General features: G+C 70.6%; 18 protein-coding genes and 1 pseudogene. 13 read left to right on the plus strand and 6 right to left on the minus strand.

What is annotated here, in order from left to right:
* Window positions 1-14: 14 nt before the first annotated feature.
* The gene (locus tag ACFWXQ_RS20625) at window positions 15-437 is read right to left on the minus strand and encodes a secondary thiamine-phosphate synthase enzyme YjbQ (protein WP_383938350.1); all 423 of its coding nucleotides are present in this window, start codon (window positions 435-437) and stop codon (window positions 15-17) included.
* Window positions 438-757: 320 nt separating this feature from the next.
* On the opposite strand from ACFWXQ_RS20625, the gene ACFWXQ_RS20630 reads away from it, so the two are divergent.
* From ACFWXQ_RS20630 to ACFWXQ_RS20655, 6 genes and pseudogenes are all read left to right on the plus strand, one after another.
* Window positions 758-841, plus strand: a complete 84-nt coding sequence (locus ACFWXQ_RS20630; RefSeq protein ID WP_353963658.1) for a putative leader peptide — start codon at window positions 758-760, stop codon at window positions 839-841.
* Between the two features lie 189 nt (window positions 842-1030).
* Window positions 1031-1945 (plus strand): ABC transporter permease, encoded by a 915-nt coding sequence (locus tag ACFWXQ_RS20635; protein WP_383938345.1) that lies wholly within the window; start codon window positions 1031-1033, stop codon window positions 1943-1945.
* Window positions 1918-2694, plus strand: a complete 777-nt coding sequence (locus ACFWXQ_RS20640; RefSeq protein ID WP_383938342.1) for an ABC transporter ATP-binding protein — start codon at window positions 1918-1920, stop codon at window positions 2692-2694. The genes ACFWXQ_RS20635 and ACFWXQ_RS20640 overlap by 28 nt, the downstream gene beginning before the upstream one ends.
* 80 nt (window positions 2695-2774) lie before the next feature.
* Entirely contained in the window at window positions 2775-3806 is a 1032-nt protein-coding gene (locus ACFWXQ_RS20645; RefSeq protein ID WP_383938339.1) for an ABC transporter substrate-binding protein, read from the plus strand.
* Between the two features lie 105 nt (window positions 3807-3911).
* A pseudogene (locus ACFWXQ_RS20650) lies at window positions 3912-4109 on the plus strand (alkanesulfonate monooxygenase); the annotation flags it as partial.
* A 129-nt stretch (window positions 4110-4238) separates the two neighbouring features.
* A complete protein-coding gene (locus tag ACFWXQ_RS20655; RefSeq protein WP_383938336.1) occupies window positions 4239-5414 on the plus strand; it encodes an NAD(P)-binding domain-containing protein in 1176 nt (391 codons plus the stop codon).
* A gap of 2 nt (window positions 5415-5416) precedes the next feature.
* On the opposite strand, the gene mltG is transcribed toward ACFWXQ_RS20655, so the two are convergent.
* On the minus strand, window positions 5417-6262 hold the full coding sequence (gene mltG, locus ACFWXQ_RS20660; protein ID WP_383938334.1) for an endolytic transglycosylase MltG: 846 nt from the start codon (window positions 6260-6262) through the stop codon (window positions 5417-5419).
* Window positions 6263-6305: 43 nt separating this feature from the next.
* A complete protein-coding gene (locus ACFWXQ_RS20665) occupies window positions 6306-8105 on the minus strand; it encodes an ABC transporter ATP-binding protein (protein ID WP_383938331.1) in 1800 nt (599 codons plus the stop codon).
* 95 nt (window positions 8106-8200) lie between these two features.
* Here ACFWXQ_RS20665 and ACFWXQ_RS20670 point away from each other — a divergent pair, with 95 nt between their 5' ends.
* Both ACFWXQ_RS20670 and ACFWXQ_RS20675 read left to right on the plus strand, forming a co-directional pair.
* Window positions 8201-8665: a MarR family winged helix-turn-helix transcriptional regulator gene (locus ACFWXQ_RS20670; RefSeq protein ID WP_383938328.1), complete on the plus strand. Its 465-nt coding sequence runs from the start codon at window positions 8201-8203 to the stop codon at window positions 8663-8665.
* A gap of 275 nt (window positions 8666-8940) precedes the next feature.
* Window positions 8941-10398 (plus strand): Gfo/Idh/MocA family protein, encoded by a 1458-nt coding sequence (locus ACFWXQ_RS20675; RefSeq protein WP_383938325.1) that lies wholly within the window; start codon window positions 8941-8943, stop codon window positions 10396-10398.
* A 126-nt stretch (window positions 10399-10524) separates the two neighbouring features.
* Here ACFWXQ_RS20675 and ACFWXQ_RS20680 read toward each other — a convergent pair whose 3' ends face one another.
* Together ACFWXQ_RS20680 and ACFWXQ_RS20685 are read right to left on the minus strand one after the other, a co-directional pair.
* Complete coding sequence (locus ACFWXQ_RS20680) at window positions 10525-11916, minus strand: cation:dicarboxylate symporter family transporter (RefSeq protein WP_386268807.1); 1392 nt, start codon at window positions 11914-11916, stop codon at window positions 10525-10527.
* A gap of 143 nt (window positions 11917-12059) precedes the next feature.
* Window positions 12060-13697, minus strand: coding sequence for a peptide-N4-asparagine amidase (locus ACFWXQ_RS20685; RefSeq protein WP_383938319.1), 1638 nt, complete (start codon window positions 13695-13697; stop codon window positions 12060-12062).
* A gap of 118 nt (window positions 13698-13815) precedes the next feature.
* On the opposite strand from ACFWXQ_RS20685, the gene ACFWXQ_RS20690 reads away from it, so the two are divergent.
* Complete coding sequence (locus tag ACFWXQ_RS20690; RefSeq protein ID WP_383938316.1) at window positions 13816-15312, plus strand: glycosyltransferase family 39 protein; 1497 nt, start codon at window positions 13816-13818, stop codon at window positions 15310-15312.
* Between the two features lie 80 nt (window positions 15313-15392).
* On the opposite strand, the gene ACFWXQ_RS20695 is transcribed toward ACFWXQ_RS20690, so the two are convergent.
* Window positions 15393-16133, minus strand: coding sequence for a hypothetical protein (locus ACFWXQ_RS20695; protein ID WP_383938314.1), 741 nt, complete (start codon window positions 16131-16133; stop codon window positions 15393-15395).
* Between the two features lie 187 nt (window positions 16134-16320).
* On the opposite strand from ACFWXQ_RS20695, the gene ACFWXQ_RS20700 reads away from it, so the two are divergent.
* From ACFWXQ_RS20700 to ACFWXQ_RS20715, 4 genes are all read left to right on the plus strand, one after another.
* Window positions 16321-18120, plus strand: a complete 1800-nt coding sequence (locus tag ACFWXQ_RS20700) for an ABC transporter transmembrane domain-containing protein (protein ID WP_383938311.1) — start codon at window positions 16321-16323, stop codon at window positions 18118-18120.
* Window positions 18117-19907, plus strand: a complete 1791-nt coding sequence (locus ACFWXQ_RS20705) for an ABC transporter ATP-binding protein (RefSeq protein WP_383938308.1) — start codon at window positions 18117-18119, stop codon at window positions 19905-19907. The genes ACFWXQ_RS20700 and ACFWXQ_RS20705 overlap by 4 nt, the downstream gene beginning before the upstream one ends.
* A 401-nt stretch (window positions 19908-20308) precedes the next feature.
* Window positions 20309-20779, plus strand: a complete 471-nt coding sequence (locus ACFWXQ_RS20710; RefSeq protein ID WP_383938305.1) for a DUF5709 domain-containing protein — start codon at window positions 20309-20311, stop codon at window positions 20777-20779.
* A gap of 64 nt (window positions 20780-20843) precedes the next feature.
* Complete coding sequence (locus ACFWXQ_RS20715) at window positions 20844-21125, plus strand: type B 50S ribosomal protein L31 (protein WP_383938303.1); 282 nt, start codon at window positions 20844-20846, stop codon at window positions 21123-21125.
* Window positions 21126-21138 lie beyond the last annotated feature (13 nt).

A 21138-nucleotide genomic window follows, 5' to 3' on the forward strand; every position in this document is an offset into this window, starting at 1 on the left:
CGTTCTGCCGGCCCTCAGCCGAGGAACGACAACCGAACCTGACGCTCGGGGTTGTCCCGGTTCGTGTCGACCAGGCACACCGACTGCCACGTCCCCAGTTCCAGCCGGCCCCCCAGTACCGGCAGCGTGGCGTGCGGGGGCACGATCGCCGGGAGGACGTGGTCGCGGCCGTGGCCGGGGCTGCCGTGGCGGTGCTGCCAGCGGTCGTCCGCGGGGAGGATGGCGTGGAGGGCGGCGAGCAGGTCGTCGTCGCTGCCGGCACCCGTTTCGATCAGGGCAACGCCGGCTGTCGCGTGGGGCACGAAGACGTTGAGCAGGCCGTCACGACCGCCCGCGACCTCGCGGAGGAAGGCCTCGCATTCACGGGTGAGGTCGACGATCCTCTCCCTGGATCCGGAGGCGATGTTCAGTACACGGCTGGTGAAGGCATCGGACATGGACCAATCCTCGCCGATGCCCCGGATTCCGCACCCGCTGCCGGGTCCGCGGCCGTTGCGGGTTCCGGGCCCGTTGCCGGTTCCGGGCCCGTTGCGGGTTCCGCAGCCGTTGTGGGTTCCGTGGGTCCGGCCGCACCCCGTCAGCCCCGGCCGCTCGCCCTCCCGCCGGCCGCGTCCGCTCCCCACTCCCAGCAGTACCGGCCACTCCTCCGCCCCGCCCCGCCCCACCAGGGACCTCACTCGCCCGACCCCTGATACCTGAGGTCCACTCCGCGAGACGCCATTGACCGTACATGGCCCGGCTGGCTACTTTCAGCCGCATGTTGCGTTCAGTCATGCTCACCACGCGCGGTCACATCGACCTGCTGCGGGTAGCCTCCGCCGCGTGTCGCCGCGGACACTGACGCCCTTTCACCCGATTCACCTCTCCTGCGCGCCTCAGCGCACCCCCGCGTCCGCACGCCCGGCTGATCTGACCTGAGCCGGATGCCGATGCCGGGACGCTGACGCGCGCCCCGCCCCCCCTCACGACCCGCGCACCCCCGCATCTCCCCTGCGGGCGCCCTCCGTCGCTCTCCTGCCGTGGAGCCCTCATGAGCATCAGCCATGCCCCGCCGGACTCTCATGGACCCGATATATCGGGAATATCAGAGCTTGCCACCCCCGAATCCAGCGACACCAAGGCCACCAACCACCAGGCCCTGCCCGAACTCGAACCCATCGTCCCCACCTCGACCCGTCGCACCCGCGTCCCCCGCTGGCTGCGCCGCACCTCCGGCCCCGTACTGCTGCTCGTCCTGTGGCAAGTCCTCAGCAGTACGGGCGTGTTGACGGCCGACGTCCTGGCCTCGCCCGGGACCATCGCGCGGGTGGCCGGCGATCTGGTCTCGGACGGGTCGCTGACGAACGCGATGGGTGTCTCGCTCCAGCGCGTCGCGGTGGGGCTTCTGCTCGGCACCGTCGTCGGTACCGGACTCGCCCTGGTCTCGGGCCTGTTCAGGGTCGGCGAGGACCTCGTCGACGCGAGCGTCCAGATGCTGCGAACCGTGCCGTTCGTCGGCCTGATCCCGCTGTTCATCATCTGGTTCGGCATCGGCGAGGCCCCGAAGGTCGCGATCATCACGCTGGGCGTGTCCTTCCCGCTGTACCTCAACGTGTACGCGGGTATCCGCGGCGTCGACTCCCAGTTGATCGAGGCCGGCGAGTCCCTCGGACTGTCCCGCTGGGGACTCGTACGGCATGTCGTCCTGCCGGGCGCCCTCCCCGGTGCCATGACCGGTCTGCGCTACTCGCTCGGCATCGCCTGGCTGGCGCTCGTCTTCGCCGAGCAGATCAACGCGGACGCCGGCATCGGCTTCCTGATGGTCCAGGCGCGCGACTTCCTGCGTACCGACGTGATCGTGGTCTGCCTGATCGTCTACGCCTTCCTCGGCCTGCTCGCCGACTTCATCGTCCGCTCCCTCGAAAGGCTGCTGCTGCAATGGCGACCGACGTTCACCGGCCGGTGACCACCGAGAAGGTCACGACCGCTCCCGCCGCGCCCGCCCCCTCCTCGGCGGTACGCGTCGAAGGCCTGACCCGCTCCTTCGACGGCCGCGCCGTCATCGACAACCTCCAACTCGACGTGCGGCCGGGCGAGTTCGTGGCCCTCCTCGGCCGCAGCGGCTGCGGCAAGTCCACGCTCCTGCGCATACTCGCCGGGCTCGACCGCGACATCGAGGGCACCGTCCTCGTGCCGCGCCGCAAGGCCGTCGCCTTCCAGGCACCCCGGCTGATGCCGTGGAAGAAGGTGTGGCGCAACGTCCTGCTCGGACTGCCCGGAAAGCCCGAACGCGCCGTCGCCGAGCAGGCGTTGACCGAGGTCGGCCTCACCGACCGCGCCGACGCCTGGCCCAAGACGCTGTCCGGCGGAGAGGCCCAACGCGCCTCGCTGGCCCGTGCGTTGGTGCGCGAACCCGATCTGCTGCTGCTCGACGAGCCGTTCGGCGCGCTGGACGCGCTGACCCGGATCAAGGCGCAGCAGCTCGTCGGCGAGCTGTGGCAACGCCGGGGCTGCGCCGTGCTCCTGGTCACGCACGACGTCGAGGAGGCGGTGCTGCTGGCCGACCGCGTCCTCGTGATGGACGACGGCGTGATCGCGTACGAGACCAAGGTCGAGCTGGACCGTCCGCGGGACATCACCGACCCCCGGTTCGCCGAACTGCGCGCCGGACTGCTGGAACGGCTGGGCGTCGACACAGCCGCGGAAGCCGCCTGAACTTCACCTCCGGGCAGCTCGGTTACGCCGCCACGGTCAAGCACCCTCACCCTCACCTGAACCCACCGAACGGAATCCTCATGCGACGACACCTCGTCCCCGCCGCCCTGCTCCTCCCCCTGGCCCTGCTGGCCGCGGCCTGCGGCGGGAACTCGTCGGCCAGCACCTCGGCGGGCGACGGAACCGACGGGAAGGGATCCCTCACCCTCAACGTCGGTGACCAGAAGGGCGGTTCGGAAGCGGTGCTGCGGGCCGCCGGAGAACTCAAGAACCTCGACTACAAGATCAAGTGGTCGACGTTCACCTCCGGCCCGCCACTCCTGGAGGCGGTCAACGCCAAGGCCGTCGACATCGGCGGCGTCGGCAACACCCCGCCGGTCTTCGCGGCCGGCGCCAACTCCAAGATCACCGCTGTCGCGGCCTACCGGGGCAGGTCAAAGGGAGACGCGATCCTCGTCCCCAAGGACTCGAAGCTGAAGAAGGCCGAGGAGCTGAAGGGCAAGTCGGTCGCGGTGGCGCAGGGTTCGTCCGCGCACTACCAGCTGGTCGCCTCGCTCAAGGCGGCCGGGCTGACGCTGGGCGACGTCAAGGTGAAGTACCTCCAGCCCGCCGACGCACTGGCCGCGTTCACCTCCGCCAAGGTCGACGCGTGGGCGGTCTGGGACCCGTACACCTCCCAGGTGCTGCAGGCCAAGCAGGGCAGGGTCCTGACGGACGGCGACGAGGTGGTCAACGGGCTCACCTTCCAGGTGGCGGCGCCCGGAGCGCTCAAGGACGAGAAGAAGGCCGAGGCGATCCGCGACTACCTGGACCGGCTGCGGCGGGCGCAGGACTGGGTCTACGAGCACCCCGAGGAGTGGGCCAAGGTCTGGGCCAAGGACACCGGGCTGCCCTACGAGGTGGCGCTGGCCTCGGTGAAGCGGACCAACGCGACCAGGGTCCCGGTGGCCATCGACAAGCCGCTCATCGCCTCCGAGCAGGAGATCGCGGACACGTTCACCGACTTGAAGCTCATCCCCCGCAAGGTCGACTTCGGCGACTTCGTGGATACCCGCTTCAACGGCGACCTGCCGCCGTCCACCACCACTCCCCGCCCCTCGAAGGAGTCGTGACGCCATGACCGTACATCTGCACTGGTTCCTCCCGACGGGCGGCGACGGCCGCACCCTGGTGGACCGGCACGCCTACGCGGCGAACCCTGTGGACCGCGGCAGGGCGGTCAGCATGCCGAGGTCGCCGACCGGATCGAGGAGTATCACGCGACGGGCGTCGAGCACTTCGTGCTGTCCGGGTATCCGCATCTGGAGGAGGCGTACTGGTTCGGGGAGGGGGTGATTCCCGAGCTGGCCGTGCGGGGGCTGTTGTCGCGGGTTCCCGCCTCCGGGGCGCCGATTCTCGTCGCCGGCGGTCGGTGAGCGATCGACTGGCTGGTGCCGTTGGATTTCTGCGGGCCGTTCCTGGCCGGTCGCGCAGTTCCCCGCGTCCCTTACGGGACGGCCACCCGGGCCGGGAAGATCCGTGCCCGCCGTGGAGTTAGTAGAAGCGTGAACAACACCGGAGCGCAGGCGGGGGCAGTGCGGGAAGTCGATGTCGTCGTGATCGGCGCCGGGCAGGCCGGACTGTCCAGCGCCTATCACCTGCGGCGCACGGGCTTCGAGCCGGAGCGGGACTTCGTGGTCCTGGACCACGCGCCGCGGGCGGGCGGGGCATGGCAGTTCCGGTGGCCGTCACTCACGTACGGCAAGGTGCACGGGATGCACTCCCTGCCGGGCATGGAGCTGGAGGACGCGGATCCGGCGCGGCCGTCCTCCGAGGTCATCGCGGAGTACTTCGACACCTACGAGCGCACCTTCGACCTGCGGGTGCGGCGGCCGGTCGACGTGAAGGCCGTGCGCGAGGGCGAGGAGGGCCGGCTGCTCGTCGAGACCTCCGACGGTACGTGGTCGACGCGGGCGCTGATCAACGCGACGGGTACCTGGGACCGGCCGTTCTGGCCGCGCTACCCGGGGCAGGAGACCTTCCGGGGGCGGCAGTTGCACACGGCCCAGTACCCGGGTCCCGAGGAGTTCGCCGGGCAGCGGGTCGTCGTGGTCGGCGGGGGCGCGTCCGGTACGCAGCATCTGCTGGAGATCGCGCCGTACGCGGCCGGGACCACCTGGGTGACGCGGCGGCCGCCGGTGTTCCGCGAGGGTCCGTTCACCGAGGACGTGGGCCGGGAAGTGGTCGCACTGGTGGAGGAACGGGTCCGTCAGGGGCTGCCGCCGAAGAGTGTCGTGTCGGTGACCGGGCTGCCGCTCAACGACGCGATCCGGCAGGGCATCGAGGACGGCGTCCTGGACCGGCAGCCGATGTTCGACCGGATCACTCCGGACGGCCTGGAGTGGGACGACGGGCGTCGCGTGGCCGCCGACGTCATTCTGTGGGCGACCGGTTTCCGCGCCGCGATCGACCATCTGGCGCCGCTGCGGCTGCGCGAGCCCGGTGGCGGCATCCGTGTCGAGGGGACCCGCGCGGTCGCCGATCCGCGGATCCATCTGGTCGGGTACGGGCCGTCGGCCAGCACGATCGGAGCCAACCGCGCCGGGCGCGCGGCGGTGCGGGACATCAGGCGGCTCCTGGCGGTCGCCCCGAACGCCGACTCGAACGCCACCTCGACCGCCGCGAACGCCACCTCGGCCACCCCCCGGAACGCCACCTCGAAGGTTGTGCCGGTGGGGTGACGTCAGCCCGACTTCGCGGGCGCGCTCTTGCTGGCACGGTTGAACTCCGCGACGTTCCTCCGGTGCTCCTCGTAGTCGGCGGTGAAGCGTGTGTCACCGGGCTTGACGGTGACGAAGTAGAGCCAGTCGCCCTGTGGCGGAGCGACCGCGGCGCGCATCGCCTCCTCGCCGGGGTTGGCGATGGGCGAGGGCGGCAGCCCCATCCGCACGTACGTGTTGTACGGGCTGTCGAGCCGCGTGTCGTTCTCGCTGGTGCGGAGTGTGTTGCGGTTCAGCGCGTAGTTGATGGTGGAGTCCATCTGCAGGGGCATGCCACGGTCGAGCCGGTTGTAGACCACGCGGGCCACCTTGCCCATGTCCTTCTTGGTGGCCGCCTCTGCCTGGACGATGCTCGCGACGGTGACGGTCTGATAGACGTTCATCGCGTTCCGTTCGGCCCCGGCCGTGACCGTCCCGCCGCCGAACCTTTTGTTCGCCGTGTCGACCATGTACGTCAGCAGGGACACCGGGGTCGACTTCTTGTCGATGGGATAGGTGGCCGGGAACAGATACCCCTCGGGGTTGCCGCTCGCGTCGTTCGGAAGCTTGAGGTTCGCCTTCTCCAGGGACTTCTTCGTGGTGCCCCCGGGCAGGGCGAGGACCTTGTCGACGGCCTCGTAGACCTGGCCGGAGCGCCAGCCCTCCGGGATCACCAGGGCGAGGGGCTCCTTCTTCTCGTCCGTGCTCAGCAGCGGCACCGCCACGGCGGTGGCCGCCACGACGGCGCCGGTGACGATGAGGGCGGTCCGGCCCCGGCTCGTCAGTCGAATCGTTCTCCGTGGCCGACCGGGCGGCGTGTAGATCTGCATGCGGGCACGGTAACCCGCATATCGCCATAAACTCGACATATATTCATCTTGTTGGCTCCAGTTGGGCGTCCCTGCGGACCAGTGCGGCGTAGCGCCCCTCGCGCTCCAACAGCTCCTCGTGCGTGCCCCGTTCGGCCGGACGCCCATCGTCGAGGACCACGATCTGGTCGGCGCCCCGAATGGTGGACAGCCGGTGCGCGATGGTGAGGGTGGTCCGGTTGGCCGACAGGGCGTCGATGGCCTCCTGCACGGCGCGCTCGGTACGGGTGTCCAGGGCGCTGGTCGCCTCGTCCAGGATCAGGACAGGCGGGTCCCGCAGGATGGTGCGGGCGATGGCCAGGCGCTGCTTCTCACCGCCGGAGAACCGGTGTCCGCGCTCCCCCACCACCGTGTCGTACCCGTCGGGCAGCGACGCGATGTGGTCGTGGATCTGCGCGGCCTTCGCCGCCGCGTACAGCTCCTCGTCGGTGGCGTCCGGCTTGGCGAACCGCAGGTTGTCGGCGACCGTGGCGTGGAAGAGGTACGTCTCCTGGGAGACGACGCCGATCCCGCGGGCGAGGGTGTCGAAGTCCAGGTCGCGCACATCCACCCCGTCGAGCGTGACGCGGCCGCCCGTGACGTCGTACAGCCGTGGCACCAGATAGCTGAGCGTGGACTTGCCCGCTCCGGTCGCGCCGACGACGGCGAGGCTGCTGCCGGCGGGGACGGTGATGTCGATGCCGTCGAGGATGGGGCCGCTCTTGTCGTCGTAGCGGAACTCCACGTCCTCGAAGCGCACCTCTCCCTTGACCTGGTCGAGGTGGATCGGGTCCTCGGGCTCGGTGATGTCGATGGGCAGGTCGAGGTACTCGAAGATGCGCTGGAACAGGGCGAGCGAGGTCTGGATCTGGACGCCGGTGGAGAGCAGGCTCACGGTCGGCCGGAAGAGGCCCTGCTGGAGCGAGACGAACGCGACGAGCGTGCCGATGGAGATGGCGGGCCCGCCGAACTGGAGGGCTATTCCCGCGGTCCAGTAGATGACGGCCGGCATGGCGGCCATGACGATCCCGATGACGGCCATCCGCCAGCGGCCCGCCATGTTCGACCGGACCTCCAGGTCGACGAGGCCCTCGGACTCGTCGGCGAAGGAGCGGGTGAGCGAATCCGAGCGGCCCATCGTGCGGCCGAGGAGGATGCCGCTGACGGAGAGCGACTCGGTGACGGTGGCCGCCATGGCGGCCATCTGCTTCTGGCGCTCGGTGGTGATCTTCTTGCGTTCGTTGCCGACTCGGCGGCTGATCCACACGAACACCGGCAGCAGGAGCAGCGAGACGACGGTCAGCCGCCAGTCCAGGGCGATCATCGCGACGATCGTGGCGATGACGCTGGTGAGGTTCGAGACGAGTGAGGTGGCGGTCGAGGTGACCGTCGCCTGCATGCCGCCGATGTCGTTCGCGATGCGCGACTGGACCTCGCCGGTGCGGGTCCTGGTGAAGAAGGCGAGCGACATGCGCTGCAACCTGCCGTAGACGGCAGTGCGCAGGTCGTGCATGACGCGCTGGCCGACCGTCGTGGAGATGAGGGTCTGCAGGACTCCGAAGACACCGCCGAGGACGGCGCTGAGGATCATGCCGAGCGCGAGCAGGCTCAGCAGTCCGGTGCGGCCCTGCGGGATCGCGGTGTCGAGGATCTCCTTGAGCAGGAAGGGCGTGGCGACCGAGACCAGGGACGCGGCGCCCACGAGGAGGCCTACGACGGCCAGCCGGCCGCGGTAGGGACGGAAGAGCTTGAGAATGCGGCGCACCTGCCGGGGTTGTCCGTCCTCGACAGGTGGCGGTGTCCATTTGATGTCGTCGCGGGGCATGGGCTCCTACGGAGGGTGAGAGAACGATGACTGACGGAGCATAGCTCATTGTTACCTATACTCACAATGAACAAGGTCCTGATATTGTTCCCGTCATGGACACCCCAGACGCCGACGGCCTGCTCGCCGAGCAGCTGCTGCGGTTGACCCGCCGTGTGCACCGCATCCAGAAGCGTCAGCTGGAGAAGCGCGGGCTCGGTATCACTCCGGCGCAGTCCCGGCTGCTGCGCACCCTCGCGCACTACGGCTCGCCGCCACGCATGGCCGACCTGGCCGAGCGGCTGGAGGTGGTGCCCCGGGCCGTGACCACGCTGGTCGACGGCCTGGAGGCGAGCGGCAAGGTGCGTCGCGTACCGGACCCCACCAACCGCCGGGTGATCCGCATCGAGCTGACGGAGGACGGCCGCGGGGCTCTGCGCGAGCTGCGCGCCGCGCGGCGGACCGCGGCGGAGGACATCCTTGCGCCACTGTCGGACGACCAGCGCAAGGTGCTCGGAGGGCTGCTGGACACGCTGGTGGACGGAATGGGCGCGGTGGAGCCGCCCAAGCGCGACTGCTGAACGGGCCGGTGCCGGCGGGGGCGGCCGAGAGGGGTGAGAGCCCCGCTTCCGCTGCGGACCGGGCGGGGGCGGACCGAGGCGGGGGCGGATCGGGGCGGGGCGGATCGGGGCGGGGCAGGGCGGCTTCGCGCCATCCGCTCACCCACATGCACGGAAGTCCAAAGACCGAGCCCCGGAAGTCCAACTCCCTGGCCACTTCGGCCCCTTGCGACCCGGTCGGCCCCCTAGGAGGGTGACAGCGCGCCGAACCCGCGCTCACCCACCGAGGAGGTCCGATGCACGACGAGCACGCGACACCGGAACCTGACGAGAACCCCGAGGGCTACTCCCGACGCTCGGTCCTGCGCACGGCCGGAGCCGCCGGGGCGGGTCTGGGAATCGGCGCGCTCGCGGGTGGGGGCACGGCTCACGCGGCCGAGCCCGGGACGGCGGCGGAGGCCGCACCCGGGACGGCGGCGGAAGCCGAGGCCGCCGCGCCCGCCGCGAAGGGCAGAACCATGATCGGCGTGCCCTTCGAGGGGCGCGGCACGGTACGGGTGGGGATCATCGGGCTCGGCAACCGCGGCAACGGCATGATCGACCTGTTCCTCGCCCTCGACGGAGTCCGCGTCGTCGCGCTGTGCGACCCGGTCAGGGACAAGACGGCGAGGGCCGCGGCCAAGGTGGTGGCCGCGGGTCAGCCCGCCCCGGCGACGTACACGAAGGGCGACCACGACTTCGTAAGCCTGTGCGAGCGCGGCGACCTCGACTTCGTGTACGTGGCGACGCCCTGGGACTGGCACTTCGAGATGGCGAAGACGGCGATGCTCAGCGGCAAGCACGTCGGCGTGGAGTGTCCGATCGCGATGCGGCTCGACCAGCTCTGGGAACTGGTCGATCTCTCCGAGCGCACCCGCCGACACTGCATGCAGTTGGAGAACTGCTGCTACGGCAGGAACGAGATGCGGGTCCTGCGCATGGCGCACGCCGGGAAGTTCGGCCGACTGCTGCACGGCGCGGGCGCCTACAACCACGATCTGCGCGGCCTGATGTTCGACCCGGACTACTACGAGGGCCCCTGGCGGCGACTCTGGCACACCCGGCTGCGCGGCGACCTCTACCCGAACCACGGCTTCGGGCCCGTCGCCAACTACATGGACATCAACCGCGGTGACCGCGTCACCCACGTCTCCAGCTTCGGCACGCCCTCGCTCGGACTGGCCGAGTACCGCGCGGCGAACATGCCGCCGGGCGACCCGAGCTGGAAGGAGACGTACATCGAGAGCGACCGGACCATCAGCCTCGTACAGACCGCGAAGGGACGGGTGATCCGGCTCGAACACGATGTGTCGACGCCACATCCCTACTCTCGGATCAACAGCCTCGGCGGCACGAAGGGTGTCTTCGAGGACTACCCGGAGCGGATTTACATAGAGCCGGACCACATAGATGACGCCTGGGGCGACTTCGGGGCGTACGCCGACTGGGACCACTGGCTGTGGAAGGAACACTCCAACCCGCCAGGCGGACACGGTGGGATGGACTACATCATGCTGTTCCGGCTGATGCAGTGCATGCGGCTCGGGCTTGTACCGGACTTCGACGTGTACGACGCCGCCACCTGGACCGCGCCGGTGCCGCTGAGCCATGCCTCGATCAAGGCGCACGGGGCACCGCAGGCGATCCCGGACTTCACGCGCGGGCTGTGGAAGAAGGAACGGCCGGGGGTGGACTCGCAGAAGCCGCAGGGGTGACCTGGCGGGAGTGACCCCGGGGCGGTCCTCCGGGAGTCCTTCGGGGGCTTTCGGGGTTCTTCGAGGGCCTTCGGGGAGGGGAGGCGTGGGGCCCGGCGTCGAGCGGACGCGCCGGGCCCCCGGCGCTCAACTCACCTCGCCCGCGGGCTCCTTGGCCAACGAGGCCTTGGCCTCGGCGGGTTCCTCCGTCGGGTCTCCGCCGGTGGGCGTCACGTCCTCCTCCACGAACGCGATCTCGCCGTCGAGCATCTTCTTCGCCCGGTCCATGTCCAGCGCGCCCTCCCAGCGGGAGACCGCGAAGACGGCGACGCAGTTGCCGAGCAGGTTGGTGACGACGCGCATCGAGTCCATGATGCGGTCGACGCCGAGCAGCAGGGCGACGGCCCCTGCGGGGATGGCGCCGAGCGAGGAGGCGGTCGCCGACAGGGCGAGGAAGGCCGAACCCGGGATGCCGGCCATGCCCTTGCTGGTCAGCATGAGCACCAGGATCACCGTGACCTGCTGGCTCAGGCTGAGGTCGACGCCCACGGCCTGCGCGATGAACAGCGTGCCGATGGAGAGGTAGATCGAGGCACCGTCGAGGTTGAAGGAGTACCCCGTCGGCAGCACGAGGCCCACCGCGTCGTCACGGGCACCGGCCTGGCGGAGCTTCTGCATCATGCGGGGCATGACCGTCTCGCTGGACGCGGTGCCGAGCGCGAGCAGCAACTCCGCGCGCGTGTAGCGGACGAACTTCCACAGGCTCAGCCCGGTGACCAGCTTCAGCGCGATCGCGAGCAGCACGAGGAAGACTGCCGCCACGGCGTAGCAGAGAACGATGAGCTTGCCGTACGTCTTCATGACCCCGAGGCCGTACTCCCCCACCAGGTGGACCATCGCGCCGAAGACGGCGAGCGGGGCGAGCTTCATGACGAAGCCGACGATCGCGAAGATGATCTCCTGGGCCTGCTCGATGGCGGGCAGGATCGCGGGCACCTTGGTGTGGCCGAGGTGAAGCAGCGCCGCGCCCGTCAGGCAGGCCAGCACCAGGACCTGGAGCAGTGAGTTCTCGGCGAAGGCGCCGACCGCGCTCTGCGGCAGCGCGTTGAGGACGAACTCGGTGGTCGACGGCAGCGTGCCACCGGCGGTCTTGTCGTCGACCGCCGAGGCGTCGAGCTTCGACGGGTCGACGTTCATGCCCGACCCGGGGGCGAAGACGTTCGCGGCGATCAGGCCGATGAGCAGCGCGGCCGTGGAGGCGATCTCGAACCAGATCAGGGCCTTGAGCCCGATCCGCCCGAAGGCCTTCAGGTTGCCGGCCTTGGCGATGCCGACGACGACCACGCAGAACACGAGCGGCGAGATCACCGTCTTGATGAGACGCACGAAACCGTCGCCGAGCGGCTGGAAGGTCGTGGCCGTGTCCGGCCACAACCTTCCGACGACGATTCCGAGTACGAGCGCGCAGGCGACCTGCGCGAACAGTGAGGTACGCAGTATGCGTGCGACGCGTCGCGGGGACGAGACAGACGGCGGCACGGGCACTCCTCCAGGGGGACTTCTGGGATACGGAAAGCGGATTCCGCGGTGATCACTATCGGGGGAGTTTGCTACCGCCGTTGGCCTCTACGTGACAGGGGTGTAAATCATCAAGGGATGTGTCACGTCCCACACCGGAACATTCAGCAGCCCTTCCGGTCCTCGGTTAGCGTCCCCTGCACGGTCACCAGCGTCCGGTCGTGGCAACCGCCCGATCCGTACAGCCGGTGGCGCTCGCTGGTCGTGCCGACCGCGTGCCGCTGGTCGCGTGGCACGTTCGCCGTATACGTGGCGTCACCCGCGTAGCTGTCGTCGAGCCGGGACCATGCCGTGCGCCGACCGCCCCGCGTCTCCACGACGGCGGCCCGGTCCCCCAGCGACAGCACGGTCCGAAGCCGGTCGCCCGCGCCGAGCGTCGTGGTGCCGTCCATGGTGTACGTGCGGTGTGTCCGGGTCGACTTGGCGGGCCCGTGCCCGTCCACGGTGACTGTCTCGTCGTCGGTCCAGGTCCCCTTCAGGGCGTCGGTGTTCTCGCCGTCGGTCCAGCGGTGCACGGAGGTGTTGGCCAGCCTGCGGTCGACGGTGGTCCTCACGCGGCCGTGCGAGGTGTCGACGTACCCGGCCACGGTCAGCCGGTGCCCTGCCTCGGTGTCGAGACGGTGCTCCGAACCCGGTGTGTACGTGGAGGAGTTGTCGAGGTCTCCCGCCCTGTGCGCGGTGAGCTTCCCGGTGACGTGCTTGCTCTTCGCGTCCTGCCAGACGAGGACGTTGACCGGAGTGCTCCAGCCGCTCTGCCCCTCGGGAACGCCCACTACGGAGACGTCGATCCGGTGCGGACGGCCGTCGTTGAGGAGCCCGGCGAAGGGTGTCAGGTCGTACTCGACGGGCTTGATGTCGAAGGCGCGCGGGCCCGGAATCACGTACCAGAGGAAGGGGTTGGACCAGCCTCCGGTCCATACGGTCGGGAACGGCGCCGCGATGCCCGCGAGCCGGCCGTCGACCTTGATCTGCACCTCGCGGTAGGGGCCGTCGCCGGCCTTGCAGGAGTACGGCGCGGCGTCGGGCACCGTCAGATACCAGTACTCCTCGCAGCCGCCGCCCGACCCTGTGGCGTATACCTCGGCGACGATGCGTTCACTGTTCCGGGGCGTGGTGAGGGTGCCGTCCTGGAGGGTGAGGACGCGGTCGGGGGTCTTCTTCGCGGCGGGCTCACCCGTCTGGAGCGTGGCGGCGGGCTCGCCCGCGTAGAAGGTGAGCGTGACCTTGACGTCGATGATGCCCGTGTAGGTGTCGTCGACGACGTTCCCGATGAGCATCTCGACGTCCTGGTCCTCCCGGAACGTGTCGCTGTAGCGCGTGACGTCCTTCTCCACCGACCACGCGATGCCGTCGGGCGAGGGCTGCGGAGTGGACGTACGGAAGACCTCGACTCCGCCGATGTGCAGGTAGCCGAGCCGGTCGAACTGCCGTCCCTTGACCTTGCCGTCGAGGCGCAGGACGACCTTGCTCCAGCGGTCGCCGCAGCCTCGCGGGGGCGCGTACGTGCCCTTGTAGGGCGTGAAATCGCGGAACTGCGCCTCGGCGACGGTGACGTCGCAGGACTTGGTGTCCGGCCGGGTGACCGGCGGGGCGGCGGTGACCGGGTCGTGCCAGTCGGTGCCGAACTCGGCAGGCACGTCGGCCGATTGCGCATCGGCCGATTGCGCGGGGGCCGCTCCGAGGAGGGTGCTCGCCACGAGGGTCGCCCCGGCGAGCATGGACATGATGATCCGTCTTCTCATGGGCGGTGTTCTACGGGGAGTTGGCCCGCGCCGCAATGCGTCCTCGGGTCATGACGGGCCCCTCGACCGGATCGGTCCCCCTCAGTACGGTGGTGCGACCGATTGGCGGGGGGACGCTATGGATCGGGAACGGGACGACGCGCCGCGCGAGTTACCTCGGTTCGCCTTCGGCCCCGTGACGGGTCTGGCGGCCGTTCTCGCCGCCGTACTGACCGCGCTGTCCGGCCGATACGGGTACCACCGCGACGAGTTGTACTTCCTCGCGGCGGGCGATCATCCGGCCTGGGGGTACGTCGACCAGCCGCCGCTGACGCCGTTCCTCGCGCGGGCGGCCACCGCGCTGTTCGGGGACTCGACCGTCGCGTTGCGGGTCCCGGCGACGCTCGCGTTCGTGGCCGCTGTCTTCGTGGTCGCCCTCGTCGCACGGGAGTTGGGCGGCGACCGCAGGACACAGGTGGTCGCGGCGGGGCTCGCGGGCGTGTCCGGGCAACCGTTGGGCGTCGGGCACATGGTGTCGACCGCCGGCTTCGATCTGCTGGCCTGGCTGCTGATCTGCTGGCTGGTACTGCGCCTGCTGCGCACCGGCGACGGGCGGTGGTGGCTCGCGATCGGCCTGTGCGTCGGAGTCGGTCTGCTGAACAAGTACCTCGTGGCACTGCTGGTCGTCGCGCTGCTCGCGAGCGTGCTCACAGTGGGGCCTCGGCGGGTGCTGCGCAGCCCGTGGCTGCTCGCCGGGGCGGCCGTGGCCCTCGCTGTGGCGGCGCCCAATCTGTGGTGGCAGGCGGACCACGACTGGCCTCAGCTGACGGTCGCGGAGGGGATCGGCACGGACGACGGGACCGAGAACCGGATCCTGTTCGTGCCCGAGCAACTCATCTATCTGTCCCTGCTGTTCGTGCCGGTGTGGGTCGCCGGCTGGCTGCGGCTGTGGCGCGATCCGGACCTGCGGTGGGCTCGCTCGACAGCGGTCGCGTACCCCCTGCTGTGCGTGCTGGTTCTGGCGCTGGGCGGCAAGGGGTACTACGTCGTTCCGCTGCTGATCGTGCTGCTCGTGGCGGGCTGCGAGCCGGCTCTCGCCTGGACGCGGCGGCACGGCCGTACGTTGCCCGTGGTGGCCGTGCTCGTGACCGTCGCGGTCAACGCGACGGTCACCCTGCCCGTGCTGCCGCCGAGTTCGCTCGCCGTGCCGATGGCGCTCAACAAGGAGCAGGGCGAGCAGGTGGGCTGGCCCGCGCTCGCCGACGCGACCGCGAAGGGCTGGGCCTCGATTCCCGCGGGTGAGCGGGCGCGCGCCGTGGTCTTCACGCAGAACTACGGCGAGGCGGGCGCCCTGGACCGCTACGGCCCCGCGCGCGGGCTGCCTCGGCCCTACTCCGGCCATATGAGCTACGCCGACTGGGGCCCTCCGCCGGACTCGGCCGACGGACCGGTGCTCGTCGTCCGGCAGGAGGACGCGGACGGCATCGAGCGGTACTTCACCGACTGCCGTCGGGTCGCGCGCGTGGACAACGGGCACGGGGTGGAGAACGAGGAGCAGGGCGCGGCCGTGGTGTTGTGCTCGGGGACGACGAAGCCGTGGTCGCGACTGTGGCCGTCCCTTCGCCACTACTACTGAGGGCGCTCGACTACTTGAGAACGCTCGGTTACTACTGCGGTCAGTTACTACTGGGGCGCGCAGTGGCCGGTGACGGGCGGTCAGGCGGCCTTGAGGTTGGCCTTGTCGCCCATCACCACGACCGGTTTCCGGTCCGGGTCGAGGGTGCGCAACAGGTACTCCATGCCGGACTTGGGCAGGCTCACGCAGGCCGACGTACCGCTGCCGTGGTCCATGTGCAGCCAGATGCTGCCGCCCTTGGACTGGCCCTGGGGGCGGGTCGGGTCGTTCGGTGAGGTGCCCTTGACGCGGTTGTAGTCGATGGCGATGACGTAGTCGAAGTCGTTCCAGTGCGACTTGGCCCAGTAGTGCGGGGCCTGGAAGCCCGCCGACTCGGTGTACGGAAGCTTGGCACCGGGATCGGCGAGTACTCCGCCCGCGTCGCTGAGGGTGAAGACCCCGACGGGGCTGCGCTTGTCGTTCTCCCGGTGGTTGGTCGTCCAGCCCTTCTTGCCGTTGTGTCCCTTCCAGCTGCGGGTCTTGTCCCAGGTGGAGCCGGACTTGGTGTAGAGGACGATCGTGGAGTCCGCCGAGTCCTCGCCCTCTCCATAGACGGCCACGACCTGGCGGGAGCCCGCGGGGATCTGCTTCCGCAGCTTGTCGCCGACGTCCGGGATGGTCTTGAGGTCGACGGTGCGCGCCTTCTCGGGCCGGCCCTCCGCCTGTGCGTCGCTCTTCTTTCCGCTGCCGCCGTCCGAACCGCCGCACGCCGCCAGGGACATCAGAAGGGCACCGGACACCGCGGCCGCGGCCGTCGTGCGCATCGCACCGCCTATTCGCATCGGTCCATCGTCGCACCACGATCCGGACGATTGCGTCCGGCCCCTCGGCTTCCGGGCGATATGCGGGCGGTCCGGGCCGAATCTTTGCCTCGCGGCGGAAAACCGTTTGCCTGCGGACACGCTGTGACGCGAACCTTTCACGGTTTGTTGCCTCCCCCACTCCCTTCAACGAGCTCCCTGGGACGTCATGCAGATTCAAGACCTTCCGTATCCCGACCCGGGTGTGCCGGACGCACGCTCGGGGCCCCGGTTCCTGGTGTGGCTCGGCCGGAATCAGCTCGGCGGACAGGCGAAGGCCCTGGCCTGGGGTCTGCTGCACTTCAGCTCCGTGTCCGGACTGCCCTTCTGTGTGGGTTTCGCCGTCCAGGCCGTCGTGGACCGCTCCGGTGCGCGGCTGGGCATGGCGGGCGGGCTGATCGCGCTGTGCGGGGTCGGTATCGCGCTGGGCGACACCATGCTCCACCGGGCCGCGGTCACCAACTGGATCACCGCGGCCGCACGTGTCCAGCAGCTCCTGGCGCGCAGGACCGCCCTGCTGGGCTCGGCGTTGACGCGACGCGTGGCGGCCGGTGAGATCGTCGCGGTCTCGACCGGTGACGTGGAGAAGATCGGCTGGTTCGTGGAGGCCGTGTCGCGGTTCACCGCGGCCGCGGTCACGATCGTGCTCGTCTGTGTCGCCCTGGTGGTCTACCAGCCGGCGCTCGGCGTCGTCGTGGCCGTGGGTGTGCCCGTCCTGGCGCTCGCTGTGCTGCCGCTGCTGCCCCGGGCGACCCGGCGTGCCGACTTCCAGCGCGAGAAGGCGGGACACGCCACCGAGCTCGCCTCGGACACCGTCGCGGGTCTGCGCGTGCTGCGCGGCATCGGCGGCGAGGAGCTGTTCCTCGACCGCTACCGCCGCGCCTCGCAGGAGGTCCGGCACGCGGCCGTGCGCAGCGCCCGTATGTGGGCACTGATCTCCGCTGTCCAGGTACTGCTGCCCGGACTGCTGCTGATCGTCGTCGTCTGGCACGGCGTGAACCTGGCCCGTGACGGCCGGATCACCGTCGGCGAACTGGTCACCGTGTACAGCGCCGTCATGCTCCTCACCTATCCGCTCCGTCACTTCGAGGAGATCGCGATGGCCTACTCCTTCTCCCGGCCGTCCGCGAAACGCGCCGCCCGGGTGCTGTCGCTGGAGCGGGCGACGGACGGCGAGGGCTCTCGCGAGGCCGTCGTACCGGCCGGCGATCTGTACGACCCGGCGACCGGGCTGCTCGCGCCCGCCGGACGGCTCACCGCGGTGGTGTGCGGTGACCCGGACGCGGCGGGCGTACTCGCCGAGCGGCTCGGCGGTCACGCGGCGGACTCCTCGGAGCTGCCGTCGGCGCTGGTCGGCGGTGTGCCGCTGGACGAGCTGCCGCTCGACTCGGCCCGCAGTGCCGTGCTCGTGCAGGACAAGGACCCGGTGCTGCTCTCCGGCACCCTGCGCGAACTGCTCGACGTGCCCGCCTCCGGGGACGTCGGTCCCGAGGAGGCACTGGCCGCCGCGCAGTGCGGCGACGTCCTGGACGCGCTTGTCCAGGGCTCGCTGGACGCCGCCGATCCGATGGACGCCCGGATCACCGAACGCGGCCGTTCCCTGTCGGGCGGCCAGCGCCAGCGTCTCGCGCTGGCCCGGTCGCTGATCACGGACCCGGAGGTGCTCGTCCTGGACGAACCGACGTCCGCGGTCGACTCGCACACCGAGGCACGCATCGCCGACGGCATCCGGTCCCTGCGCCAGGGCCGCACGACGGTGGTGTTCACCTCGTCGCCGCTGCTCCTGGACCACGCCGACCGGGTCGTACTCGTCCACGAGGACGAGGTCGCGGCGGTCGGCATACACCGCGAGCTGCTGCACAGCGAGCCCCGGTACCGGGCCGTGGTGACCCGTGAGACCGACGACGAGGCCGCCGCCCACGAACTGGGCCGCCTGCCGGAACTGGAAGAAATCGAGGAGACCGCATGATCGGCGTGGCGCCACCGGCCTACGACCCGGCGGCCCCGACGACCGCAGAGACCCTGCCCGTCGGCGCCCCCGCGACCGTCCGCGCCTACGTGGCCGAACTGTTCCAACGGCACCGGCGGGCCTTCCTGCTGCTCATCACCGTCAACACGGTCGCCGTCGTCACCTCGATGGTGGGCCCCTACCTGCTGGGGTCGCTCGTCCAGAAGGTCTCCGACGGCACGGCGGCGGCACGCGAACTCCATATGGAGCGCACCGCCGCGCTGTTCGTCCTCGCCCTCGTGGTCCAGGCCGTGTTCGTACACCAGGTGCGGCTGCGGGGCGCGATGCTCGGCGAGCGGATGCTGGCCGACCTGCGCGAGGACTTCCTCGTGCGGTCGGTGGGACTGCCGCCGGGCGTCCTGGAGCGGGCCGGGACGGGCGATCTGCTGTCCCGGATCACCACGGACATCGACCGGCTGGCCAACGCCATGCGCGAGGCCGTGCCGCAGCTGGCCATCGGTGTCGTGTGGGTGGTGCTGCTCCTCGGCGGGCTCGCCGTGACCGCGCCGCCGCTCGCGCCCGCCGTGCTGGTCGCCGTCCCGATCCTGGTGGTCGGCTGTCGCTGGTACTTCAAGCGCGCGCCGTCCGGATACCGCTCCGAGGCCGCCGGTTACGCCGCGGTGGCAGCCGTGCTCTCGGAGACCGTGGACGCGGGCCGCACCATCGAGGCGCACCGCCTGAGCGAGCGCCGCATCGCGCTGTCGGACCGGCGGGTCCAGGAGTGGACCGCCTGGGAGCGGTACACCCTGTGGCTGCGCTCGGTGCTCTTCCCGGTCATCAACCTCACCCACGTCACGGTCCTCGGCTCGGTCCTGATGATCGGCGGGTACTTCGTCCTTCAGGGCTGGATCGGGGTGGGCCAGCTGACGACGGGCGCCCTGATCGCGCAGATGCTCGTCGACCCGGTGGGCCTGATCCTGCGCTGGTACGACGAGCTCCAGGTGGCCCAGGTCTCGCTGGCCCGGCTGGTCGGCGTCCGCGACATCGAGCCGGACGCCGGTGACGCGTCGCTGGCCCCCGAGGGCCGGGACGTGCACGCCGACCAGGTGCACTTCGGCTACCGCGAGGGCGTCGACGTGCTGCGCAAGGTCACCCTGGAGGTCGCGCCGGGCACCCGGCTGGCCCTGGTCGGTCCGTCCGGCGCGGGCAAGTCCACGCTGGGCAGACTGCTCGCCGGGATCTACGCACCCCGGGCCGGCCGGATCACCCTGGGCGGCGCCGAACTGTCCCGGATGTCCGCCGAACGGGTCCGCTCCCATGTGGCCCTGGTCAACCAGGAACACCACGTGTTCGTGGGCGCCCTGCGCGACAACCTGCTCCTCGCCCGCACAGAGGCCGACGACGCCGAGCTCTGGGCCGCCCTCGGCGCGGTCGACGCCGACGGCTGGGCACGGGCGCTGGACGACGGTCTGGACACCGAGGTCGGCTCGGGCGGGCTCGCCCTCACCCCGGCCCAGGCGCAGCAGATCGCACTCGCCCGGCTGGTGCTCGCCGATCCGCACACGCTGGTCCTGGACGAGGCAACCTCGCTCCTCGACCCGCGCGCGGCCCGGCATCTGGAGCGCTCCCTGGCCCGTGTCCTGGACGGCCGCACCGTGGTCGCCATCGCCCACCGGCTGCACACCGCCCACGACGCGGACGTCATCGCGGTCGTCGAGAACGGCCGCATCAGCGAGCTGGGCAGCCATGATCAACTGGTCGCCGCGGACGGCGCGTACGCGGCACTGTGGCGGTCCTGGCACGGGTGAGCGGGCGCTGCCCCGGCCTGAGTCGGCGCTGCCTCGGTCTGAGCGGGCGCTGCCCTGGTCTGAGCGGGCGCTGCCCCGGGTCGGCCTCCGTGCGGGTCGGCCGGGGCCGCTCCCGGATCCACTCATGGGCGGGGCGGGGACGCGCACCAGCGTGCTGCCTTCCTCGGCCCGCGCCCACCGCAGGTGAGAGGGCCCCGGGCATGCCGCCGGGCCCCGTGCCGTTGCGCGGTGTCGAAGAGGGGTGGAAGGGTGGATGTCGGCACCGGCTCGGGGAACGCCCGGGAACCGCCTGGTTCCGTGCGTTCCGTACGCCCGTACAGGCGAGGCCTGGGTCGAGCGGCCCGCGCACCCGCCACCGAACACGGTGACAGCAGGCCGGCCCGCACCACCTGGAGGTACCCGTGGACAGCGCCGACGGTTGGGGAGACGACGTCTACCAGCCCGACGGATCCGAGGTTCAGGACGACGCGGGGCTGCTCGACGCCGAGGACACCCTGGAATCCGACGGCGTGACCGATCCTCTGGACCGGGGCTGGTCACCACCGGAGCGACCGTGGGCGGTGGAGCGCAACGACGTGACCGCCGCCGAGCGCCATCGCGGCGAGACCCTGGACGAGCGCCTCCTGGAGGAGGTCCCGGAGATCGCGGCACCGGACGGTGACGGCATCGGAGACTCCCCTGACTCGGACGGCGAACCCCTGGACAACGAGGTGGGCGACCTCCGCTCCGGCCGTCTCGTGGCGCCGAACGAAGGAGCGCACGAGGATGGAGAGAGCGGTCTGATCGCCACCGACGTGGGCATCGACGGCGCCGCGGCCTCGGCGGAGGAGGCCGCCATGCACATCGTCGACGAGGACTCCCCGTACGGCTGACGGGGCTGATCCCCTCGTCTCCCCCGATCTGTCCGCGCACCCTCTCCCCAGGCAAGGAGCACTCATGCAGCAGGACAAGCAGCCCGACTACCACCCCGTCGTCTTCCGTGACCGCACCGCCGGGTACGCCTTCCTCACCCGGTCCACCGCCACCAGCGACCGGACGATCGACTGGGACGACGGCGAGACGTACCCCGTCGTGGACGTGGAGATCTCCTCCGAGAGCCACCCCTTCTACACGGGCAAGGCACGGACCGTGGACACGGAGGGCCGGGTCGCCCGCTTCGAGAAGCGGTACGGCAGTGGGAGCAAGGACCAGGCGCCGGGCGGGGGCGACGCGGCCTGATCGTGTGCGGCCT

The organism is Streptomyces sp. NPDC058697, assembly GCF_042715345.1.
Classification (GTDB): domain Bacteria; phylum Actinomycetota; class Actinomycetes; order Streptomycetales; family Streptomycetaceae; genus Streptomyces; species Streptomyces liliifuscus.

Coding starts and splice junctions, on each gene's coding strand:
- ACFWXQ_RS20625 (WP_383938350.1), bottom strand. CDS start 437: ATGTCCGATGCCTTCACCAGCCGTGTACTGAACATCGCCTCCGGATCC.
- ACFWXQ_RS20630 (WP_353963658.1), top strand. CDS start 758: ATGTTGCGTTCAGTCATGCTCACCACGCGCGGTCACATCGACCTGCTG.
- ACFWXQ_RS20635 (WP_383938345.1), top strand. CDS start 1,031: ATGAGCATCAGCCATGCCCCGCCGGACTCTCATGGACCCGATATATCG.
- ACFWXQ_RS20640 (WP_383938342.1), top strand. CDS start 1,918: ATGGCGACCGACGTTCACCGGCCGGTGACCACCGAGAAGGTCACGACC.
- ACFWXQ_RS20645 (WP_383938339.1), top strand. CDS start 2,775: ATGCGACGACACCTCGTCCCCGCCGCCCTGCTCCTCCCCCTGGCCCTG.
- mltG (WP_383938334.1), bottom strand. CDS start 6,262: ATGCAGATCTACACGCCGCCCGGTCGGCCACGGAGAACGATTCGACTG.
- ACFWXQ_RS20665 (WP_383938331.1), bottom strand. CDS start 8,105: ATGCCCCGCGACGACATCAAATGGACACCGCCACCTGTCGAGGACGGA.
- ACFWXQ_RS20670 (WP_383938328.1), top strand. CDS start 8,201: ATGGACACCCCAGACGCCGACGGCCTGCTCGCCGAGCAGCTGCTGCGG.
- ACFWXQ_RS20675 (WP_383938325.1), top strand. CDS start 8,941: ATGCACGACGAGCACGCGACACCGGAACCTGACGAGAACCCCGAGGGC.
- ACFWXQ_RS20685 (WP_383938319.1), bottom strand. CDS start 13,697: ATGAGAAGACGGATCATCATGTCCATGCTCGCCGGGGCGACCCTCGTG.
- ACFWXQ_RS20690 (WP_383938316.1), top strand. CDS start 13,816: ATGGATCGGGAACGGGACGACGCGCCGCGCGAGTTACCTCGGTTCGCC.
- ACFWXQ_RS20695 (WP_383938314.1), bottom strand. CDS start 16,133: ATGCGAATAGGCGGTGCGATGCGCACGACGGCCGCGGCCGCGGTGTCC.
- ACFWXQ_RS20700 (WP_383938311.1), top strand. CDS start 16,321: ATGCAGATTCAAGACCTTCCGTATCCCGACCCGGGTGTGCCGGACGCA.
- ACFWXQ_RS20705 (WP_383938308.1), top strand. CDS start 18,117: ATGATCGGCGTGGCGCCACCGGCCTACGACCCGGCGGCCCCGACGACC.
- ACFWXQ_RS20715 (WP_383938303.1), top strand. CDS start 20,844: ATGCAGCAGGACAAGCAGCCCGACTACCACCCCGTCGTCTTCCGTGAC.